The sequence below is a fragment of the Bradyrhizobium sp. UFLA05-108 genome (assembly GCF_059803455.1).
Map to the genome: position 1 here is coordinate 20,870 of NZ_JBANAZ010000011.1, position 22,442 is coordinate 43,311.

24 protein-coding genes, 1 tRNA gene and 1 pseudogene are annotated in these 22,442 nt (G+C 62.7%); 15 read left to right on the forward strand and 11 right to left on the reverse strand.

Translation table 11 applies throughout. The annotated features are described in order from the left end of the window. Nucleotides 1–60 precede the first annotated feature (60 nt). Nucleotides 61–1,515 carry a dihydropyrimidinase gene (gene hydA / locus SO140_RS10670; RefSeq protein ID WP_474798429.1) on the forward strand — a complete coding sequence of 485 codons (1,455 nt, stop codon included), beginning with the start codon at nt 61–63 and terminating at the stop codon, nt 1,513–1,515. 150 nt (nt 1,516–1,665) lie between these two features. Then, nucleotides 1,666–2,196: pseudogene (locus SO140_RS10675) on the forward strand (sensor histidine kinase); the annotation flags it as partial. A gap of 7 nt (nt 2,197–2,203) precedes the next feature. Here the strand turns inward: SO140_RS10675 and SO140_RS10680 are convergent. Beyond that, nucleotides 2,204–2,350 carry a hypothetical protein gene (locus tag SO140_RS10680; protein WP_254098688.1) on the reverse strand — a complete coding sequence of 49 codons (147 nt, stop codon included), beginning with the start codon at nt 2,348–2,350 and terminating at the stop codon, nt 2,204–2,206. 173 nt (nt 2,351–2,523) lie between these two features. Here SO140_RS10680 and SO140_RS10685 point away from each other — a divergent pair, with 173 nt between their 5' ends. From SO140_RS10685 to SO140_RS10700, 4 genes are all read left to right on the forward strand, one after another. Further along, on the forward strand, nt 2,524–2,934 hold the full coding sequence (locus SO140_RS10685; protein ID WP_474798427.1) for a DUF3606 domain-containing protein: 411 nt from the start codon (nt 2,524–2,526) through the stop codon (nt 2,932–2,934). A 1-nt stretch (nt 2,935) separates the two neighbouring features. Next, nucleotides 2,936–3,424 carry a hypothetical protein gene (locus SO140_RS10690; protein WP_449377519.1) on the forward strand — a complete coding sequence of 163 codons (489 nt, stop codon included), beginning with the start codon at nt 2,936–2,938 and terminating at the stop codon, nt 3,422–3,424. 192 nt (nt 3,425–3,616) lie between these two features. Next, entirely contained in the window at nt 3,617–4,546 is a 930-nt protein-coding gene (locus tag SO140_RS10695) for an alpha/beta hydrolase (RefSeq protein ID WP_449377520.1), read from the forward strand. A 148-nt stretch (nt 4,547–4,694) separates the two neighbouring features. Then, nucleotides 4,695–5,915, forward strand: coding sequence for an ABC transporter substrate-binding protein (locus tag SO140_RS10700; RefSeq protein ID WP_449377583.1), 1,221 nt, complete (start codon nt 4,695–4,697; stop codon nt 5,913–5,915). Between the two features lie 9 nt (nt 5,916–5,924). Here SO140_RS10700 and SO140_RS10705 read toward each other — a convergent pair whose 3' ends face one another. Further along, nucleotides 5,925–7,487 carry an adenylate/guanylate cyclase domain-containing protein gene (locus tag SO140_RS10705; protein WP_449377521.1) on the reverse strand — a complete coding sequence of 521 codons (1,563 nt, stop codon included), beginning with the start codon at nt 7,485–7,487 and terminating at the stop codon, nt 5,925–5,927. A gap of 190 nt (nt 7,488–7,677) precedes the next feature. On the opposite strand from SO140_RS10705, the gene SO140_RS10710 reads away from it, so the two are divergent. From SO140_RS10710 to SO140_RS10725, 4 genes are all read left to right on the forward strand, one after another. After that, nucleotides 7,678–8,769, forward strand: coding sequence for an enolase C-terminal domain-like protein (locus SO140_RS10710; RefSeq protein ID WP_449377522.1), 1,092 nt, complete (start codon nt 7,678–7,680; stop codon nt 8,767–8,769). Nucleotides 8,770–9,065: 296 nt separating this feature from the next. Continuing rightward, nucleotides 9,066–11,600 carry an MASE1 domain-containing protein gene (locus SO140_RS10715; RefSeq protein ID WP_449377523.1) on the forward strand — a complete coding sequence of 845 codons (2,535 nt, stop codon included), beginning with the start codon at nt 9,066–9,068 and terminating at the stop codon, nt 11,598–11,600. A 168-nt stretch (nt 11,601–11,768) separates the two neighbouring features. Beyond that, the gene (locus tag SO140_RS10720) at nt 11,769–12,362 is read left to right on the forward strand and encodes a DUF1349 domain-containing protein (protein WP_449377524.1); all 594 of its coding nucleotides are present in this window, start codon (nt 11,769–11,771) and stop codon (nt 12,360–12,362) included. A 37-nt stretch (nt 12,363–12,399) separates the two neighbouring features. Then, on the forward strand, nt 12,400–13,107 hold the full coding sequence (locus tag SO140_RS10725; protein WP_449377525.1) for an HAD hydrolase-like protein: 708 nt from the start codon (nt 12,400–12,402) through the stop codon (nt 13,105–13,107). A gap of 44 nt (nt 13,108–13,151) precedes the next feature. Here SO140_RS10725 and SO140_RS10730 read toward each other — a convergent pair whose 3' ends face one another. Beyond that, the gene (locus SO140_RS10730) at nt 13,152–13,343 is read right to left on the reverse strand and encodes a hypothetical protein (RefSeq protein WP_449377526.1); all 192 of its coding nucleotides are present in this window, start codon (nt 13,341–13,343) and stop codon (nt 13,152–13,154) included. Between the two features lie 170 nt (nt 13,344–13,513). Further along, nucleotides 13,514–13,840 carry a hypothetical protein gene (locus SO140_RS10735; RefSeq protein ID WP_449377527.1) on the reverse strand — a complete coding sequence of 109 codons (327 nt, stop codon included), beginning with the start codon at nt 13,838–13,840 and terminating at the stop codon, nt 13,514–13,516. 105 nt (nt 13,841–13,945) lie between these two features. Between SO140_RS10735 and SO140_RS10740 the strand changes: the two genes are divergently transcribed. Beyond that, on the forward strand, nt 13,946–14,131 hold the full coding sequence (locus tag SO140_RS10740; protein ID WP_449377528.1) for an SANT/Myb-like DNA-binding domain-containing protein: 186 nt from the start codon (nt 13,946–13,948) through the stop codon (nt 14,129–14,131). A gap of 4 nt (nt 14,132–14,135) precedes the next feature. On the opposite strand, the gene SO140_RS10745 is transcribed toward SO140_RS10740, so the two are convergent. The 4 genes from SO140_RS10745 to cpdR form a co-directional block, all read right to left on the reverse strand. Continuing rightward, complete coding sequence (locus SO140_RS10745; protein ID WP_449377529.1) at nt 14,136–14,600, reverse strand: L-2-amino-thiazoline-4-carboxylic acid hydrolase; 465 nt, start codon at nt 14,598–14,600, stop codon at nt 14,136–14,138. A gap of 104 nt (nt 14,601–14,704) precedes the next feature. Continuing rightward, a complete protein-coding gene (locus SO140_RS10750; protein WP_449377530.1) occupies nt 14,705–14,920 on the reverse strand; it encodes a hypervirulence associated TUDOR domain-containing protein in 216 nt (71 codons plus the stop codon). Nucleotides 14,921–15,136: 216 nt separating this feature from the next. Next, nucleotides 15,137–15,211, reverse strand: a tRNA-Val gene (locus tag SO140_RS10755). A gap of 72 nt (nt 15,212–15,283) precedes the next feature. Then, nucleotides 15,284–15,643, reverse strand: coding sequence for a cell cycle two-component system response regulator CpdR (gene cpdR / locus SO140_RS10760; protein WP_254105854.1), 360 nt, complete (start codon nt 15,641–15,643; stop codon nt 15,284–15,286). A 316-nt stretch (nt 15,644–15,959) separates the two neighbouring features. On the opposite strand from cpdR, the gene SO140_RS10765 reads away from it, so the two are divergent. The 3 genes from SO140_RS10765 to SO140_RS10775 all read left to right on the forward strand — a co-directional run bounded on the left by SO140_RS10765 (nt 15,960) and on the right by SO140_RS10775 (nt 19,185). Continuing rightward, complete coding sequence (locus SO140_RS10765) at nt 15,960–16,850, forward strand: N-formylglutamate amidohydrolase (RefSeq protein ID WP_449377531.1); 891 nt, start codon at nt 15,960–15,962, stop codon at nt 16,848–16,850. 554 nt (nt 16,851–17,404) lie between these two features. Beyond that, nucleotides 17,405–18,187, forward strand: coding sequence for a histidinol-phosphatase (gene hisN / locus SO140_RS10770; RefSeq protein ID WP_449377532.1), 783 nt, complete (start codon nt 17,405–17,407; stop codon nt 18,185–18,187). A gap of 20 nt (nt 18,188–18,207) precedes the next feature. Beyond that, entirely contained in the window at nt 18,208–19,185 is a 978-nt protein-coding gene (locus SO140_RS10775) for a Bug family tripartite tricarboxylate transporter substrate binding protein (protein WP_449377533.1), read from the forward strand. A gap of 2 nt (nt 19,186–19,187) precedes the next feature. Here SO140_RS10775 and SO140_RS10780 read toward each other — a convergent pair whose 3' ends face one another. Both SO140_RS10780 and SO140_RS10785 read right to left on the reverse strand, forming a co-directional pair. Beyond that, on the reverse strand, nt 19,188–19,835 hold the full coding sequence (locus tag SO140_RS10780; protein WP_449377534.1) for a glutathione S-transferase family protein: 648 nt from the start codon (nt 19,833–19,835) through the stop codon (nt 19,188–19,190). Next, entirely contained in the window at nt 19,836–20,735 is a 900-nt protein-coding gene (locus SO140_RS10785; protein WP_449377535.1) for a LysR substrate-binding domain-containing protein, read from the reverse strand. 89 nt (nt 20,736–20,824) lie between these two features. Between SO140_RS10785 and SO140_RS10790 the strand changes: the two genes are divergently transcribed. Continuing rightward, entirely contained in the window at nt 20,825–21,577 is a 753-nt protein-coding gene (locus SO140_RS10790) for a sulfite exporter TauE/SafE family protein (protein ID WP_449377536.1), read from the forward strand. 75 nt (nt 21,578–21,652) lie between these two features. On the opposite strand, the gene SO140_RS10795 is transcribed toward SO140_RS10790, so the two are convergent. Next, complete coding sequence (locus SO140_RS10795) at nt 21,653–22,288, reverse strand: LysE family translocator (RefSeq protein WP_449377537.1); 636 nt, start codon at nt 22,286–22,288, stop codon at nt 21,653–21,655. Nucleotides 22,289–22,442 lie beyond the last annotated feature (154 nt).

Below are 22,442 nucleotides of genomic sequence, written 5' to 3' on the forward strand. Positions count from 1 at the left end.
TGGCGCCCCATGAGCTTAGCCTTCACGTAGCATCCGCCCCCTCCCTTCCCCGGAGTTCCCATGTCCCTCCTCATCCGCGGCGGCACTGTCGTCAATCATGATCATTCGCGACGTGCGGACGTGCTGATCGACGGAGACACCGTCGTCGCGGTTGGCGCATCGATCGATGCGCCGGCGGGCACCGAAATGATCGACGCCGGCGGCTGCTTCGTGATCCCGGGCGGCATCGATCCGCACACTCATCTCGAAATGCCATTCATGGGCACGGTCACGGCCGATGATTTCGAATCCGGCACCAAGGCGGCGCTGACCGGCGGCACCACCATGGTGGTGGATTTCTGCCTGCCCGATCCCGGTCAGTCGATGCTCGCGGCCTATCAGGAGTGGCGGCACAAATCCGAGAAGGCGGCAAGCGACTACGGCTTCCACATGGCGGTGACGTCATGGTCGAAGCAGATCTTCGACGAGATGGAGACCGTGGTCAAAACCTACGGCATCAACACCTTCAAGCATTTCATGGCCTACAAGGGCGCGCTGATGGTGAACGACGACGAGCTGTACAACTCGTTCGCGCGCTGCGCCCATCTCGGCGCCATGCCGGTGGTGCACGCCGAGAACGGCGACGTCGTGGCGCTGATGCAGGAGGCGTTGATTGCGCGCGGCATCACCGGCCCCGAAGGCCACGCCTATTCGCGGCCGCCGGAGGTGGAGGGCGAGGCCACCAACCGCGCCATCATGATCGCCGACATGACGGGAACGCCGGTCTATATCGTGCACACGAGTTGCCGCGAGGCGCACGAGGCGATCGCGCGGGCGCGCGCGGCGGGAAAGCGCGTCTATGGCGAGCCGCTGATCCAGCATCTGCTGCTGGATGCCGGCGAATATGCGAGCAAGGACTGGGACCATTCCGCGCAGCGCGTGATGTCGCCGCCGTTCCGCGACAAGTCGCACCAGGACAGCCTGTGGGCCGGCCTGCAATCCGGCTCGCTCCAAGTGGTCGCGACCGACCACTGCGCCTTCACGACCGAGCAGAAACGGTTCGGCCGCGACGACTTCCGCAAGATCCCCAACGGCACCGGCGGGCTCGAAGACCGCTTGGCCCTGCTGTGGACGGCAGGCGTCTCCACGGGGCGATTGACGAAGGAAGAGTTCGTCGCGGTGACCTCGGCCAACATCGCCCGCATCCTCAACATCTACCCACGCAAGGGCGCGGTCGCCGTCGGTTCGGATGCCGACCTCGTCGTGTGGGATCCCAAAGCGCACAAGACGATCACTGCCAAACGCCAGATGAGCCGCATCGACTACAACGTCTTCGAAGGGTTTTCCTGCACCGGTGGACCTGCGGTGACGGTCTCGCGTGGCCGGATCGTCTGGAAGGATGGCAACCTGCGTGCCGAAGCCGGCGACGGCCGCTATGTCGAACGTCCGGCGTTCTCGCCGGTGCATGTCGCCAATTCGACCTGGAAGGAGCTGACCGCACCGCGCGGCGTGGAGCGCGGGGCGGTGACGCCGTAGCGCTGCCTTAAGGTTCAGTCGTCAGGCGAGCACGCCCGAGGCGCACTTCACTTGCGCGGAGCGCGGCAACGTCGACCCCGCCCCGTCGCGATCCCTCCGGCGCGCAGTCAAAAACCCGATGAAACTGCGCGGGGGAGCGCCAGTCGGACGCTTCCACCGGCCGAGCAGAAGACGTTCGTCGCCAACATCCTGTCCGATGCCGAGCGGCTGGAAGCGATGGCGCAGCGGCTGCGTGAGCTGGCACGGGCCGAAAGCCTGCCGCAGAACGAGCGCACCGAGCTGGCGCCCGTCATCGACGACCTCAAAAGCCGTTTTCCGGCAGGCACTATCTCCGCCACGGGCAGCCTCGACCGGCCAAGCGGCATGTCCAGCGAGAAGGCGCTGATCGTGCAGTCGCACCTCGCCGACAATGCGATGCGGCATCGCGCCAGACACATCAGGCTGGAAGCGGTCGACGAGCGCACGGCGGTTCGGCTGACCGTGAGCAACGACGGTGAGCCGATCTCAGCGCCGAACCGCGACAGAATCTTTGATGCGTTTTTGACCACCCGGCGGGAGTCGGGCGGTACCGGAATGGGGCTTGCGATTGCGCGCGCGGTAATGGCGAGCCATGGCGGCTCGATCGAGCTGAAGCCGACCGACGAAGGCGCGGCCTTCGAGCTGCAGTTTCCGGCGACCTAAGATGACCTCAGATCGCGAACACCCAGGCGGCGACGATGGTGCCGAGCGTGACCAAGCCTGCGATGGTCCAGCCCGCGGCATATTCCAGCTCGGGATGGCCGGTCGCCCGCATGATCTCGTTCGGATCGGCGGTGTGCTTCCAATGCTCTGCCATGACAGCCTCGCACGTTTCTGTGCTTGTCTTATTAAGTCGCGCGAGGGGCAATTTGGTTCCATCACGGAAATGCGAGGGATCGTACGCGCCCGCGCGGCGCGTAGCAGGACTGCTTTCCTACCGCCGGTGGCATGCTAGACTGCGCGAGCGCATTTCCGCGGCAGGAGGGACGCATGGCCGACAGCAAGTCCAAACGGGGCGGGGCCGATCGTGCCCTGATCGCGCTCGGCGAACGCTACGAGGTCGCCTACTGGTCGAAAAAGTTCAAGATCACGCCGGCCAAGCTGAAATACGCCGTCAAGAAGGTCGGCCACTCCGCCAAGAAGGTCGAGGCCTACATCAAGGTCCAGAAGCACCGCGCTGGCGACAGGATGCGGATCGCGCTCAACGAGCCCTACGAGGTCCGCTACTGGTCGAAGAAATTCAAGATCTCCCCGGCCAGGCTGAAGGCCGCCGTGGCCGCCGCCGGCCATTCTTCGACGAAGGTCGAGGCCTATCTCGTTGGCCAGAAAGCCACGAAGAAGAAGGCGGTCAAGAAAAGAAGAGCCGCGAAGAAGGCGTCCAAGCGCAGGAAGGCGGCCTGAGATGAAGCTCGGGAAGCTGATCCTTGCGGCGTCGCTCGCGTTGGGCGGCGGGTCAGCCGTGCGGGCTGCCGACACCAACTCGACGATCTCCGGCTCGACGGCGCTGGCGCTCGCCGGCGTCATCGCGCCGCTGTCGCCGATCCTGGCATCGGCCGAGAAAAAGGCGATCGCGATGCTGTTCGCCGCCAACAGCGACGTTCCCTACAAGAAACCGATCGTCGTGACCGCCGACCGCATCGTCTGCCGCACCGGCAATGTCGACATCACCGTGCGCAGCTGCGAGGTGACATTTGATAAAAAGGTCAAGACCGTGAACGGCTCCACGGCCAACGAGATCTATGCCACCGAGGCGCTCGCCGGCGTGGCGGCGGACGGCGCGGCGGGATCGAACTTCGAGAGTCTGTCGAAGCTGAGCTGCACGATCGATCCAAACGCCATCCGCCAGAAGGACGGCAGCGGCGCGAGCTGCAAGTTCCAGCCGGGGAATTAGGGCATGATCCGGAAAAGTGTTCCCTCGCCACAAACGCGGAACGCGTTTGCGCGGAGATCATGCTCAAACAACAACCTAAAACGCGTGCTTTGGGGGCGCCGTCAAATCGCCCCAACGGCAACCAATAAGGCTAATTGACGGGCCAAGCCGGAACGCGAGCCGGCGCTTGAGCACTCAGCACGGCACATAACAATGAAAAACTATCTCGCATTTTTCCTCTTGCTGACGATCACGACCGCCTCCGCGCACGGGCCATTTCCAGTCCGGCCGCAACCTCCGTCCGATTTGGCGCGCACAGGCCTCACCGACACTGACACGGCTGCCGGAGGCACGGCCCGGCTGTGCGATCAGGTCTCGTTCTCGCGGCGCCTGCGGTATGGCGATAGCGAGCAGAACGTCCTTGACGTCGCGACCAGCGAGACCAAGGCGGCAACGCCGCAGCCGATCCTGCTGTTCGTGGCCGGCGACAGCTTCACTGGCGATAGCGCCGCACCCGACACGGCGCGCGAGCTCCAGGACGAGGCAATATGCTTTGCCGCGCGCAACGGCATGGTCGGCGTGCGCGTGAACTACCGCCTTGCACCGGCGGCCCCTTGGCCTTCCGGCGCACGCGACGTCGCGGCCGCCCTGTCCTGGATCCACCAGAACGTCGATCTCTTCAACGGCGATTCCCGCGAGATTGTCGCGGTCGGCTATGCCGCCGGCGCCTTCCACGTCGCGAGCCTGCTCGCGCATCAGGAGTTGCAGGGCACCGACACCGATGTCGCCGGCGTCGTGCTGATCTCAGGCATTTATCGCCCGGGCAACGACGCGAGCGACAGCGAGATGGCCTATTTCGGCTCTGACGCCGCCCAATATGACGAGCGCTCCGCCTTTCCGGGCATCCTGAAAGTCGAGGAACCGATCGTGCTGGCCTGGGCCGCGGCCGATCCTGCAGGCCTGGTGACGCAGGGCGAAGCACTGAAGCAGGCGCTTTGCGGCGCCGGCCATTGCCCGCGCACGACCGTCCTGCACACCCGCGACGGCATCGCCTCCGTGTTCGGGCTCGATGGCTCCGCCGACAGCCTCGCCGAGCCGACGCTGCTGCTCGTCCGCCAGCTCGAGGCGCGCGGCTTGCCATAGCCGGCCGGTTTTCGACGTGTCAGCACGGCTGCCGCTTGGATCGACAGCGCTCGGGACACAGGAATGACAAACCCTTGACCTAGATCAAGCGCTCCTGATGCCGATTGCGCCGACCTCCACGAAGGGGTCCAAGATCAAGGTGTCGAACATGCGTGTGACCGGCAAGATGCTGTTCGCGTTGGTGGTCGCTGTCGCCTCGCTGGGCGCCATGTCGCAGCAGCGAGAGGACTCGGCGACCGTCTCCGAGATTCGCATCGGCAACGTCATGCCCTATTCGGGCCCGCTTTCGGAATTCGGGGCGATCGGCAAGGCGGAGGCCGCCTATTTCGACATGGTCAACGAGCGCGGCGGAATCAACGGCCGCAAGGTCCGCTTCATCACGCGCGACGACAATTCCGATCCCGCGACTACCATGGAGCTGACGCGCGGACTGGTCGAGAAGGACGACGTGCTGTTGATGTTCGGCTCGTTCGGTACCCCCGGCAATCTCGCCACGCGCTGGTATCTCAATGAGCGGAAGATCCCCCAGCTCTTCGTCGCGTCCGGCGACGAGGAGCTGAGCCGGCCCCGGGCGTTTCCCTGGACGATGGGCTGGCAGCCCTCCTTCAAGGCGGAGGGGCGCATCTATGCCAACTACATCCAGGCCTATTATCCCCGACGCAAGATCGTTGTGCTCTGGCAGAATGACCAGTTCGGGCGCGACCTGTTCAAGGGTATTGAGGAAGGACTGGGTGACCTCAACCGCTTCGTGGTCGTCGATATCGCCTTCGACATCGCCGACGAGCATCTCGACACGCATGTCTCGGTCCTGAAACAGTCCGGCGCGGAGGTGTTCGTCTTCGCCGGCGTGCCAAGCACCGCCGCCCGCGTCATCAAGCTGGCGGCCGGCTTCAACTGGCATCCGGTCATCATCCTGAACGATGCCGCCGCCTCGATCGCCAATGCGCTGACGCCGGCAGGAACGGAGAATTCGGCTGGCGTGATCTCGGCGGCCTTCCTCAAGGACCCGAGCGATCCGGCCTGGATCGACGATCCCGGCATGAAGGACTGGCTCGCCTTCATGGACAAGTACAACCATCCCGAAAGCCGCAACAACAGCGCCGCGCTGTACGGTTATGCGGCGGCGGAAGCCTTGGCGCAGGTGCTGAAGCAATGCGGCGACGACCTCTCCCGCGACAACGTCATGCGGCAGGCAGCATCGCTTCGGGATTTTCAGCCTTCGGTCGCGTTGCCCGGCATCAAGATGAACACCTCACCGGACAACTACCTGCCGATCAAGCAGATGCGGCTCGAACAGTTCGACGGCCGCTCCTGGCAGTCGTTCGGCGACGTGATCGAGACCGCGTTCACGGAAGGGCTGAAGCGCTGATCGCGCATCTCACGCCGGTTTGAGCGAGGCCAGCGCGTTTTCCAGGAGTGAGCGCACCCGCGCCGCATCGCTCGATTTCAGGACCGAGGGGTCGAGATAGAGCTCCAGGCCCGGAACCCGCTCGGTGATGACGCCGCCTTTTGCGGCGCCCCCATCGCTGAGCGCATCGACCGAATAGGGAATGACCTCGCGGCTGATGCCCTTCATGGTGATGGCCGGCAGCGCGTGCGCCGTGACGACGTCGCTGACCAGCGCGAAGGTCTCGTAGCTGAGCACGATGCCGCCGGGCTCGGCGATCGATTGCAGGCGCGCGGCGAGGTTCGCCTCGGCGCCGATGATCGTGTAGTCCATGCGATCGCTGCTGCCGAAATTGCCGACATTGCAATAGCCGGAATTGATGCCCATGCGCGACTTGAACGGCTGCTCGATGCCGGAGGCGCGCCATTTGGCATTGAGCTCGGCCAGCCGCTGCTGCATGCGCCAGGCCATCCGCAGGCAAGCCTGCGCATCGGCGCGGTCGCCCTTGGTCTCGGGATCGCCGAAGAAAATCAGCATGGCGTCCCCGATGAACTTGTCGATGGTTCCGCCATATTCATGCGCGATCGCCGACATCTCGGTGAAATATTCGTTGAGGAGCTGGGTCAGAAGCTCCGGCTGGAGCCGCTCGGCGGTCGCGGTGAAATTCTGGATGTCGGAGAAGAAGATGGTGAGCTTCTTGCGCTCGGTGTGGATGGTGACGTCCTTCTGCCCGCTGAAGATGCTCTTGTAGACTTGCGGCGGGATGTAGCGCGAGATCTTCATCGAGAGCGAGGCGAGGAAGTCGTTGGCGGATTCGAGCTCCTTGTTCATCGACTTGATGCGGTTGGCCTGGCGGCGCTGCATGGAGAGGAAGGAGAGCCCGCTGCCGGCCGCGATGAAGAGGTATGCGAGCAGGAATTTGAACGAGAAGATGTTGGCCGCGATCGGCTGTGCGATGATCACCTCCTGGATGCCTCTGACGTCGCCGACCTTCCAATCCTTTTTCGGGCTTTCGGGATGGCTGTTGTGGCAGCTCACGCAGGCCGGACCCATCGTCACGGGAGCCACCAGCCGGACCTTGTCGTTGAAGAGTGAAGTTTCCGTCTCGACGATTTTCTTCTCGGGGTCCGTGCGCAAGGCTTCCAGCGCATCCCTCTCGAACTTGTCGAGCTGGTGCGGCGCCCGGTTCTGGAACGGAAAGTCCGAGACGAAGCGGTAAGTGATGTTCTCCTGCTGGGCGCCGATCACGCGCCCGAGCTCAAGCGACAACGTCGCCGGGATCGGGATCGCACCCGGCACGGCTTCGTAATTGTGCACGACTTTGGTGGTGCCGTTGGGATTGGCCAGGATCCGCCCGACCACATTGGTGGCGTAGTAGCTGCGCACGCTCGTGATCACCGAATTGAGGTCGGCGGCCTGCCGGCGCAGCGCGGCCTTGCTGAGCTCGGTCAGGTCGAGCCACACCGCAAGCGGCAGGGCGAGCAAGAGGAAGGCGATCACCACGCCGGTCAAAATGCCGTTCTTGCGCTGCTCTTCGGAGATCGCCTGTTTCACTCTGTGGCTCCGTTGTGTGCGTTCTTGTCGCGATATCGGCGTCCGCGACGCAACATGCGGCGGCACAGAGCCCGTAAACGCAGGCCAGCGCAACCCCATTTTGTGGTGGTCGCGGCAGGCACCTTTTCGTTTCATGACGAATGCTTAAGATCGGCATCAGCCTGCATTGATTGATCCGGAGCCAGTGCCCATGACCGAAACCATCCGTATCAAGCGCTTTGTCGCGCGCCCCGTGATCGTGCCAATGAACCTGCCGCTTCAGACCTCGACCGGCGCGGTCGCGAAAGCGCCGCTCGTGCTGATCGACTGCGAGACCGACCAGGGCGTACGGGGCCACGCCTATCTGTTCTCGATCACGCCGGCCGCCTTGGGGCCATTGACCGCGATGGTCCGCGAGATGGCCGAGATGATCACCGGCGACGAGCTCTTGCCGTTCGAGATCGAGCGCAAGCTGACCCAGCGTTTCACGCTGCTTGGGCTCGCCGGCCTGCAATGCCTGGCGCAATCCGGCATCGACATGGCGGCTTGGGACGCGCTCGCCCGCACACATGGCCTGCCGCTAGCGCGCCAGCTCGGCGGCGCACCGAAGCCGGTCCGCGCCTACAACTCGAAGGGGCTCGGCATCATGCCCGCCGGTGCCGCCGTGGACGAGGCGCAAAAACTGCTCGCCGAAGGCTTTCATGCCGCAAAGATCCGCGTCGGCCGTCCTGATGCGCGGGAAGACCTCAACGTCGTGCGCGCGGTACGCAAGGCGGTTGGCGACCAGGTGACGCTGATGTGCGACTTCAACCAGGCACTCACCGTGGCGGAAGCCATTCGCCGCGGCGAAATGCTCGACGACGAGGGCCTGCTCTGGATCGAGGAGCCGATCCGGCATGACGACTATGCCGGCTGCGCGCGCGTCGCGGACGCGCTCCGCACCCCGATCCAGATCGGCGAGAATTTCGACGGTGCCTTTTCGATGCAATCCGCGCTTTCCGCGGAGGCCTGCGACTTCGTGATGCCTGACGTGCAGCGCATCGGCGGCGTCACCGGCTGGTTGCGCGCCGCCTCGCTTGCGCATGCCGCCGGCATCGAGACGTCGACGCACCTGTTCTCGGAGGTAAGCGCGCATCTGCTCTGCGTCACGCCGACGGCGCACTGGCTGGAATATGTCGACTGGGCCGACGCCGTGCTGGCGACGCGGCTGACCATCAAGGACGGCTTTGCCTTGCCGAGCGAGGACCCCGGCAACGGCATCGCGTGGGACGAAGCGGCCGTGAAGAAATACGTTTTGGTTTGATTGTCCGCTTAGTCTGCCTCTCCGCTATTAGGTCAATGGTGCTGCCCCAGGGACCCGAGTTCCGAAAGTTGCCAAGCGATCCTCTACTCACCATCGTGCGGCCATGCTTTGGTCAAAACTGCATTGAGTGCTTGGCAGGTCGCCGAAGCCGAGGAACTGCGACCGCCCTGTTTCGGGTGACATTGGACCGCGGGCCAGGTCCCGTCACCGCACTTTGAGGCGCCCACCGCAAAAGGCTTGTGATGGAAAGGGCAACGTTCGGCAGAGCCGGTAGCACTCGGAGTGCTGCATCTTATTTGGTCGAGCTATTACTGGTCGCCGCGATTTATCTTGGCCTTGCCGAGTCCGCGCTGCTACTACCCACGATAAACCCCACCGCCACACCGTTGTGGCCACCGACCGGGTTTGCGCTCGCACTGGTCCTGCTGCGCGGCTACCGGATTTGGCCGGCGATTTTGGTGGGGTCCGTTTCTCCTTATCTCATGACCGGCCGCTCGCTCTTGGAGTCTGGCTCCGTCGGGATCGGCCCTCTCCTCGCTGCGTTTGTCGGGACATGGCTGATTCGCCGCTGGTCGAATGGTCGCCAGACGTTCAGCTCCTCTTCCGGTATCGCAAGATTTACAATCATTTCCTTTGTGCCGACCACGGTGATGAGTTCAGCCATCGTCGTGGCAGGTTTCATTCTCGCCAACACATTGAATCCTTCCGATTCCGTCGTCACCTGGTTAACCTGGTGGCTTGCAGACGCGGTGGGGACCTTAGTAATTGCGCCGGTCGTCGTGCTTTGGGCGATGGAGCGCCTGCGTAGTTCTTCGAAGTGGAATCTGTTGGAATCGATCGCCGTATCTGCTCTCGTGAGCATCATCGGGATCATTGCTTACAGCCCGCTCGTCGGTAGCGACCTCATCAGCAGCGCCCTCAATGTGCCGCTGCCGTATCGGAGCTTTCTAGGCTTTCTGGTTTTGCTGCCCCTGATGTGGGCTGGTTTGCGCGGCAATCGATGCGGCGTGGCGACCGCTGCGCTCATTTTCCTCGGCATGGCCGTGTGGGGCTTCTCGGCGGGTAACGATCCGTTTCCGAAGACGGATCCGGAGGGATCGCTATTAGCGCTATTCGTGCTTTCGATCAGCGTATCAGTGCCGCCCCTTGCTTTGGCCGCAGCAATAGCGAAACGCCAAGACACTGAAGCCCATTTGCTTTCCCTTCAGCATCAACTGAGCCGTCAGATTGAGCGGAAAAGTTTGGCACTCGACAGCGTTAGACGCCACTTCCAAATTCTTATCGAAGGCGTTGTCGACTACGCCATTTTTGCCCTTGATAGAGAGGGGCACGTCACAAGTTGGAACAGCACCGCACAAAAGATCATCGGCTACGCCCCGGAAGAAATTATCGGCAAGCATTTTGGGATATTTTACCGACCGGATGAACGCCGCGCCGGCGCGCCAGCCCGCGCATTGGAGTCGGCTTTCCAAGAAGGCAAGCACGACGTTGAGGGTTGGCGGATCAGGAAAAACGGCACGCCGTTCTTCATTACCGGCTCGGTGTCAGCAAGTGTTGACGACGCAGGAAATCTGATCGGATTTATCAACATACTCCGGGATGCAACCGAGCGACGCGACGCGGAGGAAAAACTGTTTCAGGCGCGCGAACAGCTCGCGATGTCGCAGAAAATGGAGGCAATCGGCAAACTGACCGGCGGGATTGCACACGACTTCAACAATCTATTGATGATCATTGGAGGCAGTGCTCAGATCTTTGCTCGCCTGCTTGATCCGAAATTACCAAAAGCAATCGAAGCGATACAGAGCGCAGCCAAGCGCGGAGAGAGTCTCACGCGCCAATTGTTGACTTTCTCTCGTCATCAGCATCTTAGCCCGACGGTCGTTGATCTAAATGCTTCCATAAAGAACATGCGCACGATGATTGAGAGCTCATTGCGCGGGAACATTGTGTACAAGGAAAGCATTGGCGAGGGCGTTTCGCCGGTTAAGGTGGACCTCGCCGAATTGGAACTTGCGATTGTGAACATCGCCGTTAACGCTCGCGACGCAATGCCAAACGGCGGCACGTTCACATTGTCCTTGAACAGCGTGACCGTGGATCAGGAGATTGGCGACAGTCGACCGGGAGAGACCTTCTACGCGATAGCCTTTAGCGATACGGGTACTGGTATTCCGCCCAATCTTCTGTCCAAGATGTTTGATCCATTTTTCACAACCAAGGAGGTCGGCAAAGGAACCGGACTCGGCTTGTCCCAAGTTTATGGTTTTGCACACCAAGCCGGCGGCACGGTGGCGGCAGACAGCAAGGTCGGACGAGGAACGACGATTACAGTCTATTTGCCGTCGCGTGCAGACGAGCAAATCGCCGACAAGGAGCTCTCCGCTGCCAAAGCAAGATCACGTCATTCGCAGCGTCCGACTGTTCTCGTCGTCGACGACAGCGCTGATGTGGCGGATGTGACATCCTCACTGTTCGAGCATCTGGGCTATGAGACCATCTACCGAGATTCGGCCGAAACGGCATTAGAACTGCTCGAAGCCGGCACAAAGATCGATCTCGTCTTCAGCGATATCGTCATGCCGGGCACCATCGATGGCGTCGGACTCGCGAGAGAAATTCGGTCGCGTTATCCGAACTTACCTGTAGCCCTTACGACCGGATACAGCGACGCGGCAAAAGCAGTTCCCCCAAATCTAAGAATACTGCGTAAGCCGTTCGATACCGAGGCACTAAGAGAGTTTATCCAGGAGATTGCGTCGCCGAGATTAATGAAATCATCCGGCCTGTCTTTGGCGTCAAACACCGCTGACGCCTTGCGCAGAAGTTGACCCGCCGCGCCATTGAAGGCATTGCTCGGTAGTGCCTGCGCGGTGATTGAATGGCCTTCTGCGTTTACATGCGAATCCGATTCTGACCCATGGTCAGACTGATCACATCATGCGATGCCGGCATCGGGATCGCGCAAGACTGGCCAGCGCTGCCAATCGAGGTCCAACATGAGCGATCCAATCTTTCGCAGAAGCGACGGTATCTGGCTCAATGAGCCGGAACGATGGACTGCGCACGGCGACGGCCTGCAGATCGTCACCGATAACGCCACCGATTTCTGGCGGGAAACCCACTACGGCTTCAACCGCGACAGCGGGCATTTCCTGGGCTTTCCGACCGGCGCGGCGTTCACTGCCGAGCTGCGTGTGCAGGGCGACTTCCAGGCCCTCTACGACCAGGCGGGCATGATGGTCCGCATCGACGCGGAGCATTGGGTCAAGGCCGGGATCGAGTTTTCAGACGGCCGCGCCATGCTTGCGAGCGTGCTGACCGACGGGCGATCCGATTGGGCGACCGCGCCCTATGAGCAGGATGCCCGTGACTTCCGCCTGCGCGCGACCGTCGAGAACGGGGTCGTTCGCCTCCAGGTTTCGGCCGATGGCAAGCTTTGGCCACTGATGCGTCTGGCGCCGTTTCCCAGGGCGAACTCCTACCTGGTGGGACCGATGGCCTGCACGCCCGAGCGGTCCGGATTGAAGGTCGCTTTCTCGACTTTCCAGCTGACACCGCCGCTCGGCAAGGATCTCCACGATCTCAGCTGAAGGCTGGCCCATCGCGCCGAGAGCAGGATTTCGAAGTATGACTCCAGCCCGCTACGTACTCCTGGATCTCGACGGAACGCTGGTTGATTCGCAGCCGGGCATTTTCGCAAGCTGCGTAGCCACACTGCGCGCGCTCGGACACGATCCCGGCGCAGCGCTCGACATCAAGCGCGCCATCGGACCTCCGCTCGAAGAGATGCTACAAGCTTTGTTAAGGGCGCGCGGCGACGACCGGGTCGATCAAGCCGTGGTGGCCTATCGGCAGCATTACGGCGAAAGCGGCCTGCTCGGAAGCGAGCCTTATCCCGGAATCTGCTGCGCACTCCAGGACATGCGGCGAGCCGGATTGCGGCTCTACCTCGCTACATCGAAGCGTGAAGTCTTTGCCCGGCGCATCCTGGACAATCTGAAACTGGCAACGTACTTCGACGGCATCTACGGCTCGGTGCCCGGCGGCAGGCTGGATCATAAGCCTGAGCTCCTCGCCCATATCCTATCTGACCAGGATGTCGTCGCTTCGCACGGCCTGATGGTCGGCGATCGCAGGCATGACATCGTCGGGGCGCGCGCGGTCAATATGCGCTGTCTTGGCGTGCTTTGGGGATATGGCAGCCGGGACGAACTTGAAGCGGCCGGCGCCGACCGGTTGGTGGAACGGACATCTGATCTCGCGCGCACGATCTTATCGATGTTGAACGGGTCTACCCCACTCAGTGCGTTGCACGCAGCCGGTCTACGTGAATGAGGCGCTTAGCGCGGCGTTTGGGAGCGCTGGGACAATGCAGTCAATCAGTCCCCACTTCCGACATTGCGCGGCGGGCGCAACCCTGATGAATTGACCCAGCGCTCCATTTTAAACTTGGCTTCCAATTCCAGCGCCTTCCAAAGCAATTCATCGCGCTTCTTGCCCAACGGCAGCTTTTCCGCCGCCACGAACAACTCGGTGATCTCGGGAGGCAATTCCTGTGTTTCCTCAGCCATCACTCAACCCTGCCGGTGTGAGCTCTGATTTCAAAACGCAACCCCTACGTGCGACAAGTGTACCTTGTGCCATCGGTCTTTAGTACAGGGGAACGTAGACGAACATGGGCGATGATCGGTCCATGACGGGATGTACCGGCATCGCGCCAGAGCAGGCATCGCAGCCGGCGCTACCGCGTATCCACCCCCGTGATCCCCTTGCGCGCCGCCCTGTGCTCGATCCACATGCAGCGGCGGGCGGCTCGGCCTGAACGCGCAACGCCCGACGTCCCCTCGCCGGCCAGCAGCAGCGGCGCCATGTTCTCGCGCAGCGCGCGGCAGCGTTCGAGCTCGGCCTGCCAGTCGATGATTCGCGCCTCGGCGCCCGACGCGATCAGCACCAGCATCGCCATCGCAAGGCATATCGCCTTCGTTGATCGTTCGCCGACGCGCGTCGTGGAGATGACAAGTGCAGTTTGTGCCAGACCGTCGCGCACTGACGGAACACCCCGTATCATCGGACGAACACCCCGCGGCAGCCACATCAGATGCATTCCCTATCGGCTTCTACCATAATGTGTACGGGTGAGTCGGGGGAGCAGTCATGAGCGGGATTGGGGACGATGCCGAGCTGGAAAAAGTCCTGGAACGAGGAAGACATCAAGAAACTTAAGACGCTCGCAGGCACAATGCCCGTGACGATGATTGCAAAGGAGCTGGGTCGCACGACGGGAACGGTACTCGCAAAGGCCGTGGAGCAGAACATTTCCATCAGGCACCGGACGGACGAGGTGACGTCGGCCAACTAGTCCGCTACCGGCGCATTCGCCGATAACGGAAGTCGCAATGACCGGCGCCCTGCATGATGGTCTGCGTGCGCGTGAGGCTGATGTCGGGGCCGAACCCTTCCGCGGTCGCAAAGTCGGCAGTGCACACGAGGAGGAAGCCGAGCTCGGGCTCGCCAAGCGCCTTGTAGAACTCCGCATAAGCGCATCGCGTCACGTCGAAGGCGAACGCATCGTGTGACCGCTCGATGATTTCGAGCTCGAGCGCGTCGTCGCGGGCGTAGCTCCTGAACGCGGACGACACGGCCTTGCCGAGATCCGGCTCGTTCTTCGCCCGCCAGAACTCCTCGCCGTAGCGGCGATAGAGATCGCCGAGCGTGTTGCGCACCAGCGCGTTCGCTCGTGCTTCGCCCAATTCCAGCTGGAGCGCCTTCACGAGGGGGATCAGGACCTGGGCCTGGATTTTTGCCTGCTCAATGACGGAAACGCTCATGGCGGCCTCGCGTCCGAGATGAAGGAGAAGCGAGCGTAGCCCAGATGGAGCGCAGCGTAATCCGGGCTACGAAACCTATCCGGGCTGCGCGCAGGAACGCGCCATCAGCTGCGCAACAATCGCAGCGCGCGGCCCTTGTGGAGGGCGACGTGATCAGTCTTGTCGCTCCTGATCTCGTATTGCGGATCGTCCGGGCTCGCGTGATGGACGTAGCCCTTGCAGGTCACATCCTTTCGGTGCACCCGCAGGATGTGGCCGCGCACCCGGCCGGCCTCGGAATTCCAGCTCACGTGATCGCCCGTCTTGAAGGTTTTCGGCATGGTGAACCAATGCCGGTTGCCGTCGGCCTGTTCCAGCGGCCCCAGTCCGTCTGCGCTTTCGCTTCGCTCAAGCTGCGCCGGACACACTTCGCACTGATGGAATTGGCTTACCCCAAGGTAACATCGTGGCTTGCCGAGCCGTAGCTCGCGACAAAAGCCCGCCTCCGCCCGATGGGCTTCGGCGCGGCATCCTTCTCTCGCTTCGCGAGCGAAGGATGGTGGGCACGACAGGGATCGAACCTGTGACCCCTACCATGTCAAGGTAGTGCTCTCCCGCTGAGCTACGTGCCCTAGATGTCCAAAGTCGGGTGGGGTCCCTATAACGGCTCAGGGGAGCGCGCGCAAGGACGGAAGGCGGCCGATTTAGGCCGCCAGCATCTTGTTCACTTCGCTCACCAATTCCCGCAAATGGACCGGTTTGGACAGGACCTTGGCGTTCTTGGGGGCCTCCGAATCCGAGTTCAGCGCCACGGCAGCGAAGCCGGTGATGAACATGATCTTGATGTCGGGGTCGAGTTCCGATGCCCGGCGGGCGAGCTCGATGCCGTCCATCTCCGGCATCACGATGTCGGTCAGCAGCATCTCGAACGGCTCTTCCCGCAGCCGCTGATAGGCCGACATGCCATTGTCGTGGGAGGAGACCTGAAAGCCGGCGTTTTCCAGCGCCTTGACCAGGAAGCGGCGCATGTCGTTGTCATCTTCGGCGAGCAGGATTTTTGGCATGGCAGGAAACGTCGAATCCCCGGATACACACTACTAGAGTTCAGTAAGCCTGACAGAGGGTAAATTTCGGGTGAAAAATGCGCCCCTCGGCCGCACACAGTGCGCCCTTTGTGAACCGGAATGGGGCACGAATCAATCGAGCCCCTCATCCGCCATGCCTGCACGGTTAAGACACGTTCCAACGCCGCACCCGTACTTTTCACTTGGCAGAATGGTTGCGATTCCTGACAATGACCGCACATAAGAGCCTCGCTTTGCCGGCCTGTTCGAGTCCAATCCGGATTGTCGCGGATACAGAGGGACGAAACTGACCAAGATGACCCGGTTTGACGGCGACTTGTCGCCACCGTTCGAGATTATCGAGCCCACTGAGTGGCGGGCGCCGATCATCTTCAACTCGCCCCATTCCGGCTCGGTCTATCCGGACGATTTTTTGGCGGCCTCGCGCATCGACCTGCCGACGCTCCGCCGCTCGGAAGATTCCTTCATGGACGAGCTGATCGGGCATTTGAGCGCCCGCGGCTTTCCGGTCGTGCGCGTCAATTTCCCGCGCTCCTATGTCGACGTGAACAGAGAGCCCTATGAGCTCGACCCGCGGATGTTCTCGGGCCGGCTGCCGAGCTTTGCCAATACCCGCTCGATGCGGGTTGCGGGCGGGCTCGGCACCATCCCGCGCGTCGTCGGCGACGGCCAGGAGATCTATCGCGAGCGCATCGCGGTCGACGACGCGCTGGCGCGAATCGAGACGCTCTACAAGCCGTATCACCGCGCGCTGAGGCGGCTGATCAACAAGGTGCACCAGATGTTCGGCACCGTGGTGGTAGTCGACTGCCACTCCATGCCCTCGGTCGGCGTTTCCCGCGATGAGCCGCGCCGGCCCGACGTCGTAATCGGCGACCGCTACGGCACGAGCTGCACGCCGCTGCTTCCCGACCGGGTCGAGGAGACCCTGAGCGGGCTCGGCTATTCGGTCGGGCGCAACAAGCCCTATGCCGGCGGCTTCATCACCGAGCACTACGGCAACCCGGCGAGCGGCCTGCACGCGGTGCAGCTCGAGCTCAACCGCGCGATCTATATGGACGAGCGGCGGCGCGAGCGCGGCCCGCGCTTCGACCAGGTTGCAGCGGATTTCGCGATACTGTCGGACGTGCTCGCCACGACCATCCGGTTCGGCGATCTCGGCCCGTTCCAGGCCGCGGCCGAATAAGCGGCAGTCTTTCTCGTACCTGTCGCAGGTCGCGACGGCGGCCGCATCGACACGCGATCCGATTTTCGCTTCGCGTCGATGCGCGCATCGAAATGAAAACCATCGACACTGCACGCGGGCAAGAAAAAAGGGCCGCTTGTTATGAGCAAGCGGCCCAAGTCTAGGGAGGAAACGCCCAAGGAGGGCAGCGGTAACGCGAGGCGCTACCGCACCGCAATAATATGCGACTGCGCTGCACAAAGTGCAAGGGCTTTTGAGCCATTTCCCATGCAAAAAACACAGAGCTCCAATGCCCCCGCAGAAACCCGGATTCAGTTTCTTTAATAAGGAATTTCAATGGGTTGATTATCGTTTGCATACCAACGAGGCATGCCCGGAACTAAACTCTCAAACTCATGATCGATATTTGGTCAGCGGATGGCTCGACAGGAGGCGCCGGGGGACTGGATCCAAAATACCAGGGTGCAATTCAAGAGAGCGCTGCCCGAGCGTCTCGATTTGAGCTAGGCAATAGCCAGCATTCGTTTGGCTTTCGGGTTCAAGGGACAGGCCCTGTGACGGTGATCGATTTCTCAGCCTTCATTGGACGGCTTGCCACCGCGTCCGGCGAAACCATTTTGCCGTTCTTCCGCACCTCGCTGTCCATCGACGACAAGAGCAAGACCAAGGATTTCGACCCCGTCACCGAGGCCGACCGCGCCGCGGAGGCGGTGATGCGGCGGCTGATCAAGGCTAACTTCCCCCAGCACGGCATTGTCGGAGAGGAGTTCGGCAATGAGCGGGAGGACGCCGATTATGTGTGGGTGCTGGATCCGATCGACGGCACAAAGTCCTTCATCGGCGGCTTCCCGATCTGGGGCACGCTGATCGCGCTCTTGTACCGGGGCGCGCCGGTGTTCGGCATGATGCACCAGCCCTTCATCGGCGAGCGGTTTTCCGGCGACAACGGCTCGGCCAATTATAAAGGCCCCTCCGGCGAGCGTCGTCTGCAGGTCCGCCGCTGCGCCTCGCTTGCCGAAGCGACGACCTACACCACGAGCCCGCTTCTGATGAACGAGCGCGACCGCGCCATCTTCGGCCGCATCGAGAAGGGCGCGCGGCTGTCGCGCTATGGCGGCGACTGCTACTCCTATTGCATGCTGGCGGCCGGCCACGTCGACCTCGTGGTCGAGACCGAGTTGAAGCCTTACGACATTGCTGCGCTGATTCCGATCGTCACCGGTGCCGGCGGCATCGTCACGACCTGGGAAGGCAAGCCGGCTCAAGGCGGCGGCCGCATCATCGCCGCCGGTGATCCCCGCGTGCACGAAGAAGCGCTGAAACTCCTCAACCAATAACAAGCGAGCGGAGGGCTTGCATGACCGTCTCACGCAGGCTTCTCCTTGAATTGCTACTGGGTTTGCTGCTGCTCCTGCCGTCGCTGGCGATGGCCGGCGATTTCCCCGCCAAGCCGATCAAGCTGATCGTGCCGTTCCCGGCCGGCGGCCCCAACGACATCATCGCGCGCGTGATCGGCCAGCGCATGTCCGAGATAGCGGGCCAGCCGGTCTTGATCGACAATCGCGGCGGCCAGGGCGGCGTGCTCGGCACCGATGCGGTCGCAAAGGCCGCTCCCGACGGTTATACGATCGCGATCTCCAGCGCCGGGGCGCTCGCGATCAGCCCGAGCATGGAGAAGGTGGCCTATGATACGCTCGCCGATCTGACGCCGGTCACGCTGATCGCAACCGTGCCGGAGATGCTGGTCGTCGCAACCAACGTGCCGGCGAAAGACATGAGCGAGCTGGTCGCGCTCGCGAAGGCTCAAGCGGGCAAGCTCAACTTCGCGTCCTCAGGACCCGGCAGCCTGCCACATCTTGCCGGCGAATTGTTCAAGCTGACCGCAAAGATCGACATCGTGCACGTGCCCTATCGCGGAGCTGCGCCCGCGGTGAACGATCTCCTGGGCCAGCAGGTGCAAATGACCTTCCTCGATCTTCCCGTGCTGCTGCCGCAGATCAAAGCAGGCAGCCTCCGGCCGATCGCCGTCGGCTCGCCCGACCGCGCGCCGACCGCGCCCGATGTGCCGACCACCGCGGAAGCAGGCTTCCCGGCCCTACGCATCGAGAACTGGTACGGCATGGTGGCGCCGAAGGGTACGCCGAAAGAGATCGTCGACAAGCTGCACCGCCTCGCGACGCAAGCGATGACCGATGCGACTGTGAAGGAGAAGCTCGCCGCGCAAGGCGCGACGCTGATCGGCGATAGCCCCGAGCATTTTCGACAGTTCATCGCAGACGAGACTGCGAAATGGGCCAAGGTGATCAAGGACGCCGGCGTCGAGACGGCGAAGTGACTCTAATAAGCAAGCCGGCCGCGCAATTCGCCGAACGGGATCATCACATGGGTGCGAAACGCCTCGCGCCCCCGCAGCGTGCGGTACCAGCGCTCGACCGCCGGCAATGCGGGCCGCTCGATCTCGAGCTCGAAATAGCGGTAGAGCGACGTACCGGCCGTGATGTCGGCAAGCGATAGCTCCGCACCGAGCAGGAACGGCCGCTGTTCGAGGAGCCGGTCCAGCTTGGCAAAATGCTCCGCGCAGCGGGCAAGGGCCGTGCGGATCGCGGGCCAATTGCGCTGATCTTCGGGCGTGCGGAAGAACCCCCAGAATACGCCGGTCAGGAAATCAGGCTGGAGCGCCGTCTGCGACCAGTCCATCCAGCCGTCGACGCGCGCCCGCACAGCGTGATCCTCCGACCAAAAGCGCTCCGCTCCGTGGCGTGCCGCGAGATAGCGAAGGATCGCATGCGATTCCCAGACGATAGTCCCGCCATCATCGATGACCGGAACCCGGCCGTGGGGATTCATCGCCAGAAACTCCGGCGCATCGAGGCCGCCAAACGAGCCCCCGGCATCGATGTGCTCGTGGGCGAGACCGAGTTCGCCGATTAGCCACATCACCTTCTGCACATTGAACGAGCTGCGTCGTCCCCACACCTTCAACATCTAATCTCCGCTCCGAACTGCGGCGCGCAAGTACTCCACCAGTTGCTTGGCGGGGCGCGGCAATGCCTTGAAGCTTCGGGCGCAGATCGTCAACCTCCGATTGGCCCAGCCATCGCGGATTCGGATCGGCACGATCGGCATCGACCGCGCGCAGCGCTTCGCCGCAGTCTCCGGAACGACGGCGACCCCGACATCGGCGGCAACCATCTGGCAGATCGCGTCGAAATCGCGCAAGCGGGCCCGGACACGCAGACGCGCGCCGAGCTTCGCCGCATGCCGGGAAATATGAACCTGCAATGCGGTCGAGGCCGTGAGCCCGACGAAATCGCGATCCGTCACCTCCTGGAAATCGATCTGACGGCGACTACCGAGCTCGCTGCGCCGGGCGGCCACCAGGGTCAACCGGTCCTCGCTGAACAGAAATCGCTCGATGCTGTCGGGCAAAGCGTGCTCGGCCGCGAAGCCGAGATCGGCAGCGCCGCTCGCGATCGCGGTCGCGATATCGGCGCTCTCGCGCTCTTCGACGTCGACATTGATGTCGGGATGCTCGCGCAGGAAGGCCGCGAGCGCCCGCGGCAGGTGCTCGGACAGCCCCGATGTGTTGGCGAGCAACAGCACGCTCGCACGCACGCCACTGGCATAGGCGGCGAGATCGCCCTGGAGTGCCTCGACATTGTGGATGACGAGGCGCGCATGATCGAGCAGGCTTTCACCCGCGGCGGTCAACTCAACGCCGCGCCGGCCACGCTTCAAGAGTGCGACGCCGAACGCGTCCTCGAGGCCCTTGATCCTGGCGCTGGCCGAGGCCAGCGCCAGGTGCGAGCGCTCGGCGCCGCGGGTGATGCTGCGCTGATCCGCCACCGCGATGAAGAGCTGGAGGTCGACAAGGTCGAATCGCACGGGCATCTCCTTCAGCCTTCGCGTTGAACGAAGGCTAACTCCGTAACCTCCAGATTGTGTCTTCCCGGCCGATTGGTCAATCTGCCGGCATGATCGACCCGCTTATCGTTCTGATTGCCGCCGTCTTCCTGCTCGCTGGATTCGTCAAGGGCGTGATCGGGCTCGGCCTGCCGACCGTGTCGATGGGCCTGCTCGCGGTGACCATGGCGCCCGGCCGGGCAATTGCCATTGTCATCGTGCCGGCAATCATCACCAACATCTGGCAGACCTTCGTCGGCCCTTATTTGCTCGACATCCTCAGACGGCTGTGGCCGCTGATGCTCGGCACCGTAATCGGAAGCTGGCTCAATGCCGGCGCGCTGACCGGCCCCTATTCGCGCTACGGCACGGTGGTGCTCGGCCTGCTCCTCGTGATCTATGCGATCATCGGGCTGAACAAGTTCCAGTTTCGTGTCGCGCCGAGGAACGAGAAATGGGTCGGCGGAGCGGTGGGCGTCGTCACCGGCGTGATCTCGGCCTCGACTGGCGTGCAGGTGATTCCATCGATGCCGTTCATGCAGGCGATCGGGATGGAGAAGGACGAGCTGGTGCAGGCGCTCGGCGTGTTCTTCACGGTGGCAACGCTCGCGCTCGCCTTCAACCTCACCGCGGGCGGGCTGCTGACGTCGGCCAACGCCGTGCCAGGCATCGTCGCCATGGCCTGCGCCTTTGCCGGCATGTTCATCGGCCAGTCGCTGCGCTCGAAGATGCCGGCCGAGACATTTCGCCGCTGGTTCTTGATCGCGATGATCCTGCTCGGCCTCTACCTCATCGGTAGCGCGCTTGCGAAGGAGTTTGCCTGATTCTCAGTAGAGCATCTCCGCGCAAACGCGTACCGCGTTTGTCGCGAGGGAAAGCCGCTGGTTTCGGATGATGCTCTAACGGGCTTCCAGCATCGCGACGCGGAAGCCGAGATAGACGAAGAGCCCACCGAGCGACCGGTTGATCCATGCGATGACGCCTTCGGACTGCCGCAGCCGGTGCGCCGCTCGCGCTGCGAACGCCGCCACGAACAGGCACCACAGCGTGCCCGTGCAGATGAAGATCAGGCCAAGTGTCAGGAAGGCGAGTGGCTTTTGCGGGGCATCGGCTGCGACGAATTGCGGCAGGAAGGCCAGGAAGAACAGCGCGACCTTGGGATTGAGCGCGTTGGTGAAGACGCCCTGGAGGAAAACCCGCCGGAGCGGCGTCCGCCCATCTTCGCGCGTCAGGGACCCCGCGAGCACCGGCCGCGACCACAGCATCTGCAAGCCGGTCAGCACGAGATAGGCCGCACCAACCAGCTTTACAATCGAGAATGCGGTGGACGAAGCCATCAAGAGCGCCGAGAGACCGATTGCCGCGCCCGTGACGTGGAATAAGCAGCCGCAACTGATGCCGAGCGTAGCCAACGCACCGGCGCGCCAGCCCAATTGCATGCTGCGCCCGATGACGTAGACGGTATCCGGTCCCGGCGTGATGTTGAGCAGCACGCCGGAGAGAACGAAGAGCAAGAGTTCGTGAATGCCGAGCATGTCTCGCGTCCCTCACCGCCACCCCAAGCGGCTGGCTTAGTTGGTTCGCCGAGCTGCGTCCACCACCGGATTTGCGTAGGATTTGCGACGAAATTGCAATGCGGATCACACTTCCGCTTGCCTGCGCGTGCTCTATAAGGGTTAGGTTCTGGAA

Excerpts from the sequence above, each read along its gene's own strand:
- SO140_RS10765 (WP_449377531.1), top strand. The coding sequence starts at position 15,960 with ATGACCCGGTTTGACGGCGACTTGTCGCCACCGTTCGAGATTATCGAG.
- SO140_RS10795 (WP_449377537.1), bottom strand. The coding sequence starts at position 22,288 with ATGCTCGGCATTCACGAACTCTTGCTCTTCGTTCTCTCCGGCGTGCTG.
- SO140_RS10740 (WP_449377528.1), top strand. The coding sequence starts at position 13,946 with ATGCCGAGCTGGAAAAAGTCCTGGAACGAGGAAGACATCAAGAAACTT.
- SO140_RS10775 (WP_449377533.1), top strand. The coding sequence starts at position 18,208 with ATGACCGTCTCACGCAGGCTTCTCCTTGAATTGCTACTGGGTTTGCTG.
- SO140_RS10700 (WP_449377583.1), top strand. The coding sequence starts at position 4,695 with ATGCGTGTGACCGGCAAGATGCTGTTCGCGTTGGTGGTCGCTGTCGCC.
- SO140_RS10790 (WP_449377536.1), top strand. The coding sequence starts at position 20,825 with ATGATCGACCCGCTTATCGTTCTGATTGCCGCCGTCTTCCTGCTCGCT.
- SO140_RS10720 (WP_449377524.1), top strand. The coding sequence starts at position 11,769 with ATGAGCGATCCAATCTTTCGCAGAAGCGACGGTATCTGGCTCAATGAG.
- SO140_RS10710 (WP_449377522.1), top strand. The coding sequence starts at position 7,678 with ATGACCGAAACCATCCGTATCAAGCGCTTTGTCGCGCGCCCCGTGATC.
- SO140_RS10695 (WP_449377520.1), top strand. The coding sequence starts at position 3,617 with ATGAAAAACTATCTCGCATTTTTCCTCTTGCTGACGATCACGACCGCC.
- cpdR (WP_254105854.1), bottom strand. The coding sequence starts at position 15,643 with ATGCCAAAAATCCTGCTCGCCGAAGATGACAACGACATGCGCCGCTTC.
- hydA (WP_474798429.1), top strand. The coding sequence starts at position 61 with ATGTCCCTCCTCATCCGCGGCGGCACTGTCGTCAATCATGATCATTCG.
- SO140_RS10750 (WP_449377530.1), bottom strand. The coding sequence starts at position 14,920 with ATGCCGAAAACCTTCAAGACGGGCGATCACGTGAGCTGGAATTCCGAG.
- SO140_RS10725 (WP_449377525.1), top strand. The coding sequence starts at position 12,400 with ATGACTCCAGCCCGCTACGTACTCCTGGATCTCGACGGAACGCTGGTT.
- SO140_RS10730 (WP_449377526.1), bottom strand. The coding sequence starts at position 13,343 with ATGGCTGAGGAAACACAGGAATTGCCTCCCGAGATCACCGAGTTGTTC.
- SO140_RS10685 (WP_474798427.1), top strand. The coding sequence starts at position 2,524 with ATGGCCGACAGCAAGTCCAAACGGGGCGGGGCCGATCGTGCCCTGATC.
- SO140_RS10745 (WP_449377529.1), bottom strand. The coding sequence starts at position 14,600 with ATGAGCGTTTCCGTCATTGAGCAGGCAAAAATCCAGGCCCAGGTCCTG.
- SO140_RS10735 (WP_449377527.1), bottom strand. The coding sequence starts at position 13,840 with ATGATACGGGGTGTTCCGTCAGTGCGCGACGGTCTGGCACAAACTGCA.
- SO140_RS10680 (WP_254098688.1), bottom strand. The coding sequence starts at position 2,350 with ATGGCAGAGCATTGGAAGCACACCGCCGATCCGAACGAGATCATGCGG.
- SO140_RS10780 (WP_449377534.1), bottom strand. The coding sequence starts at position 19,835 with ATGTTGAAGGTGTGGGGACGACGCAGCTCGTTCAATGTGCAGAAGGTG.
- SO140_RS10690 (WP_449377519.1), top strand. The coding sequence starts at position 2,936 with ATGAAGCTCGGGAAGCTGATCCTTGCGGCGTCGCTCGCGTTGGGCGGC.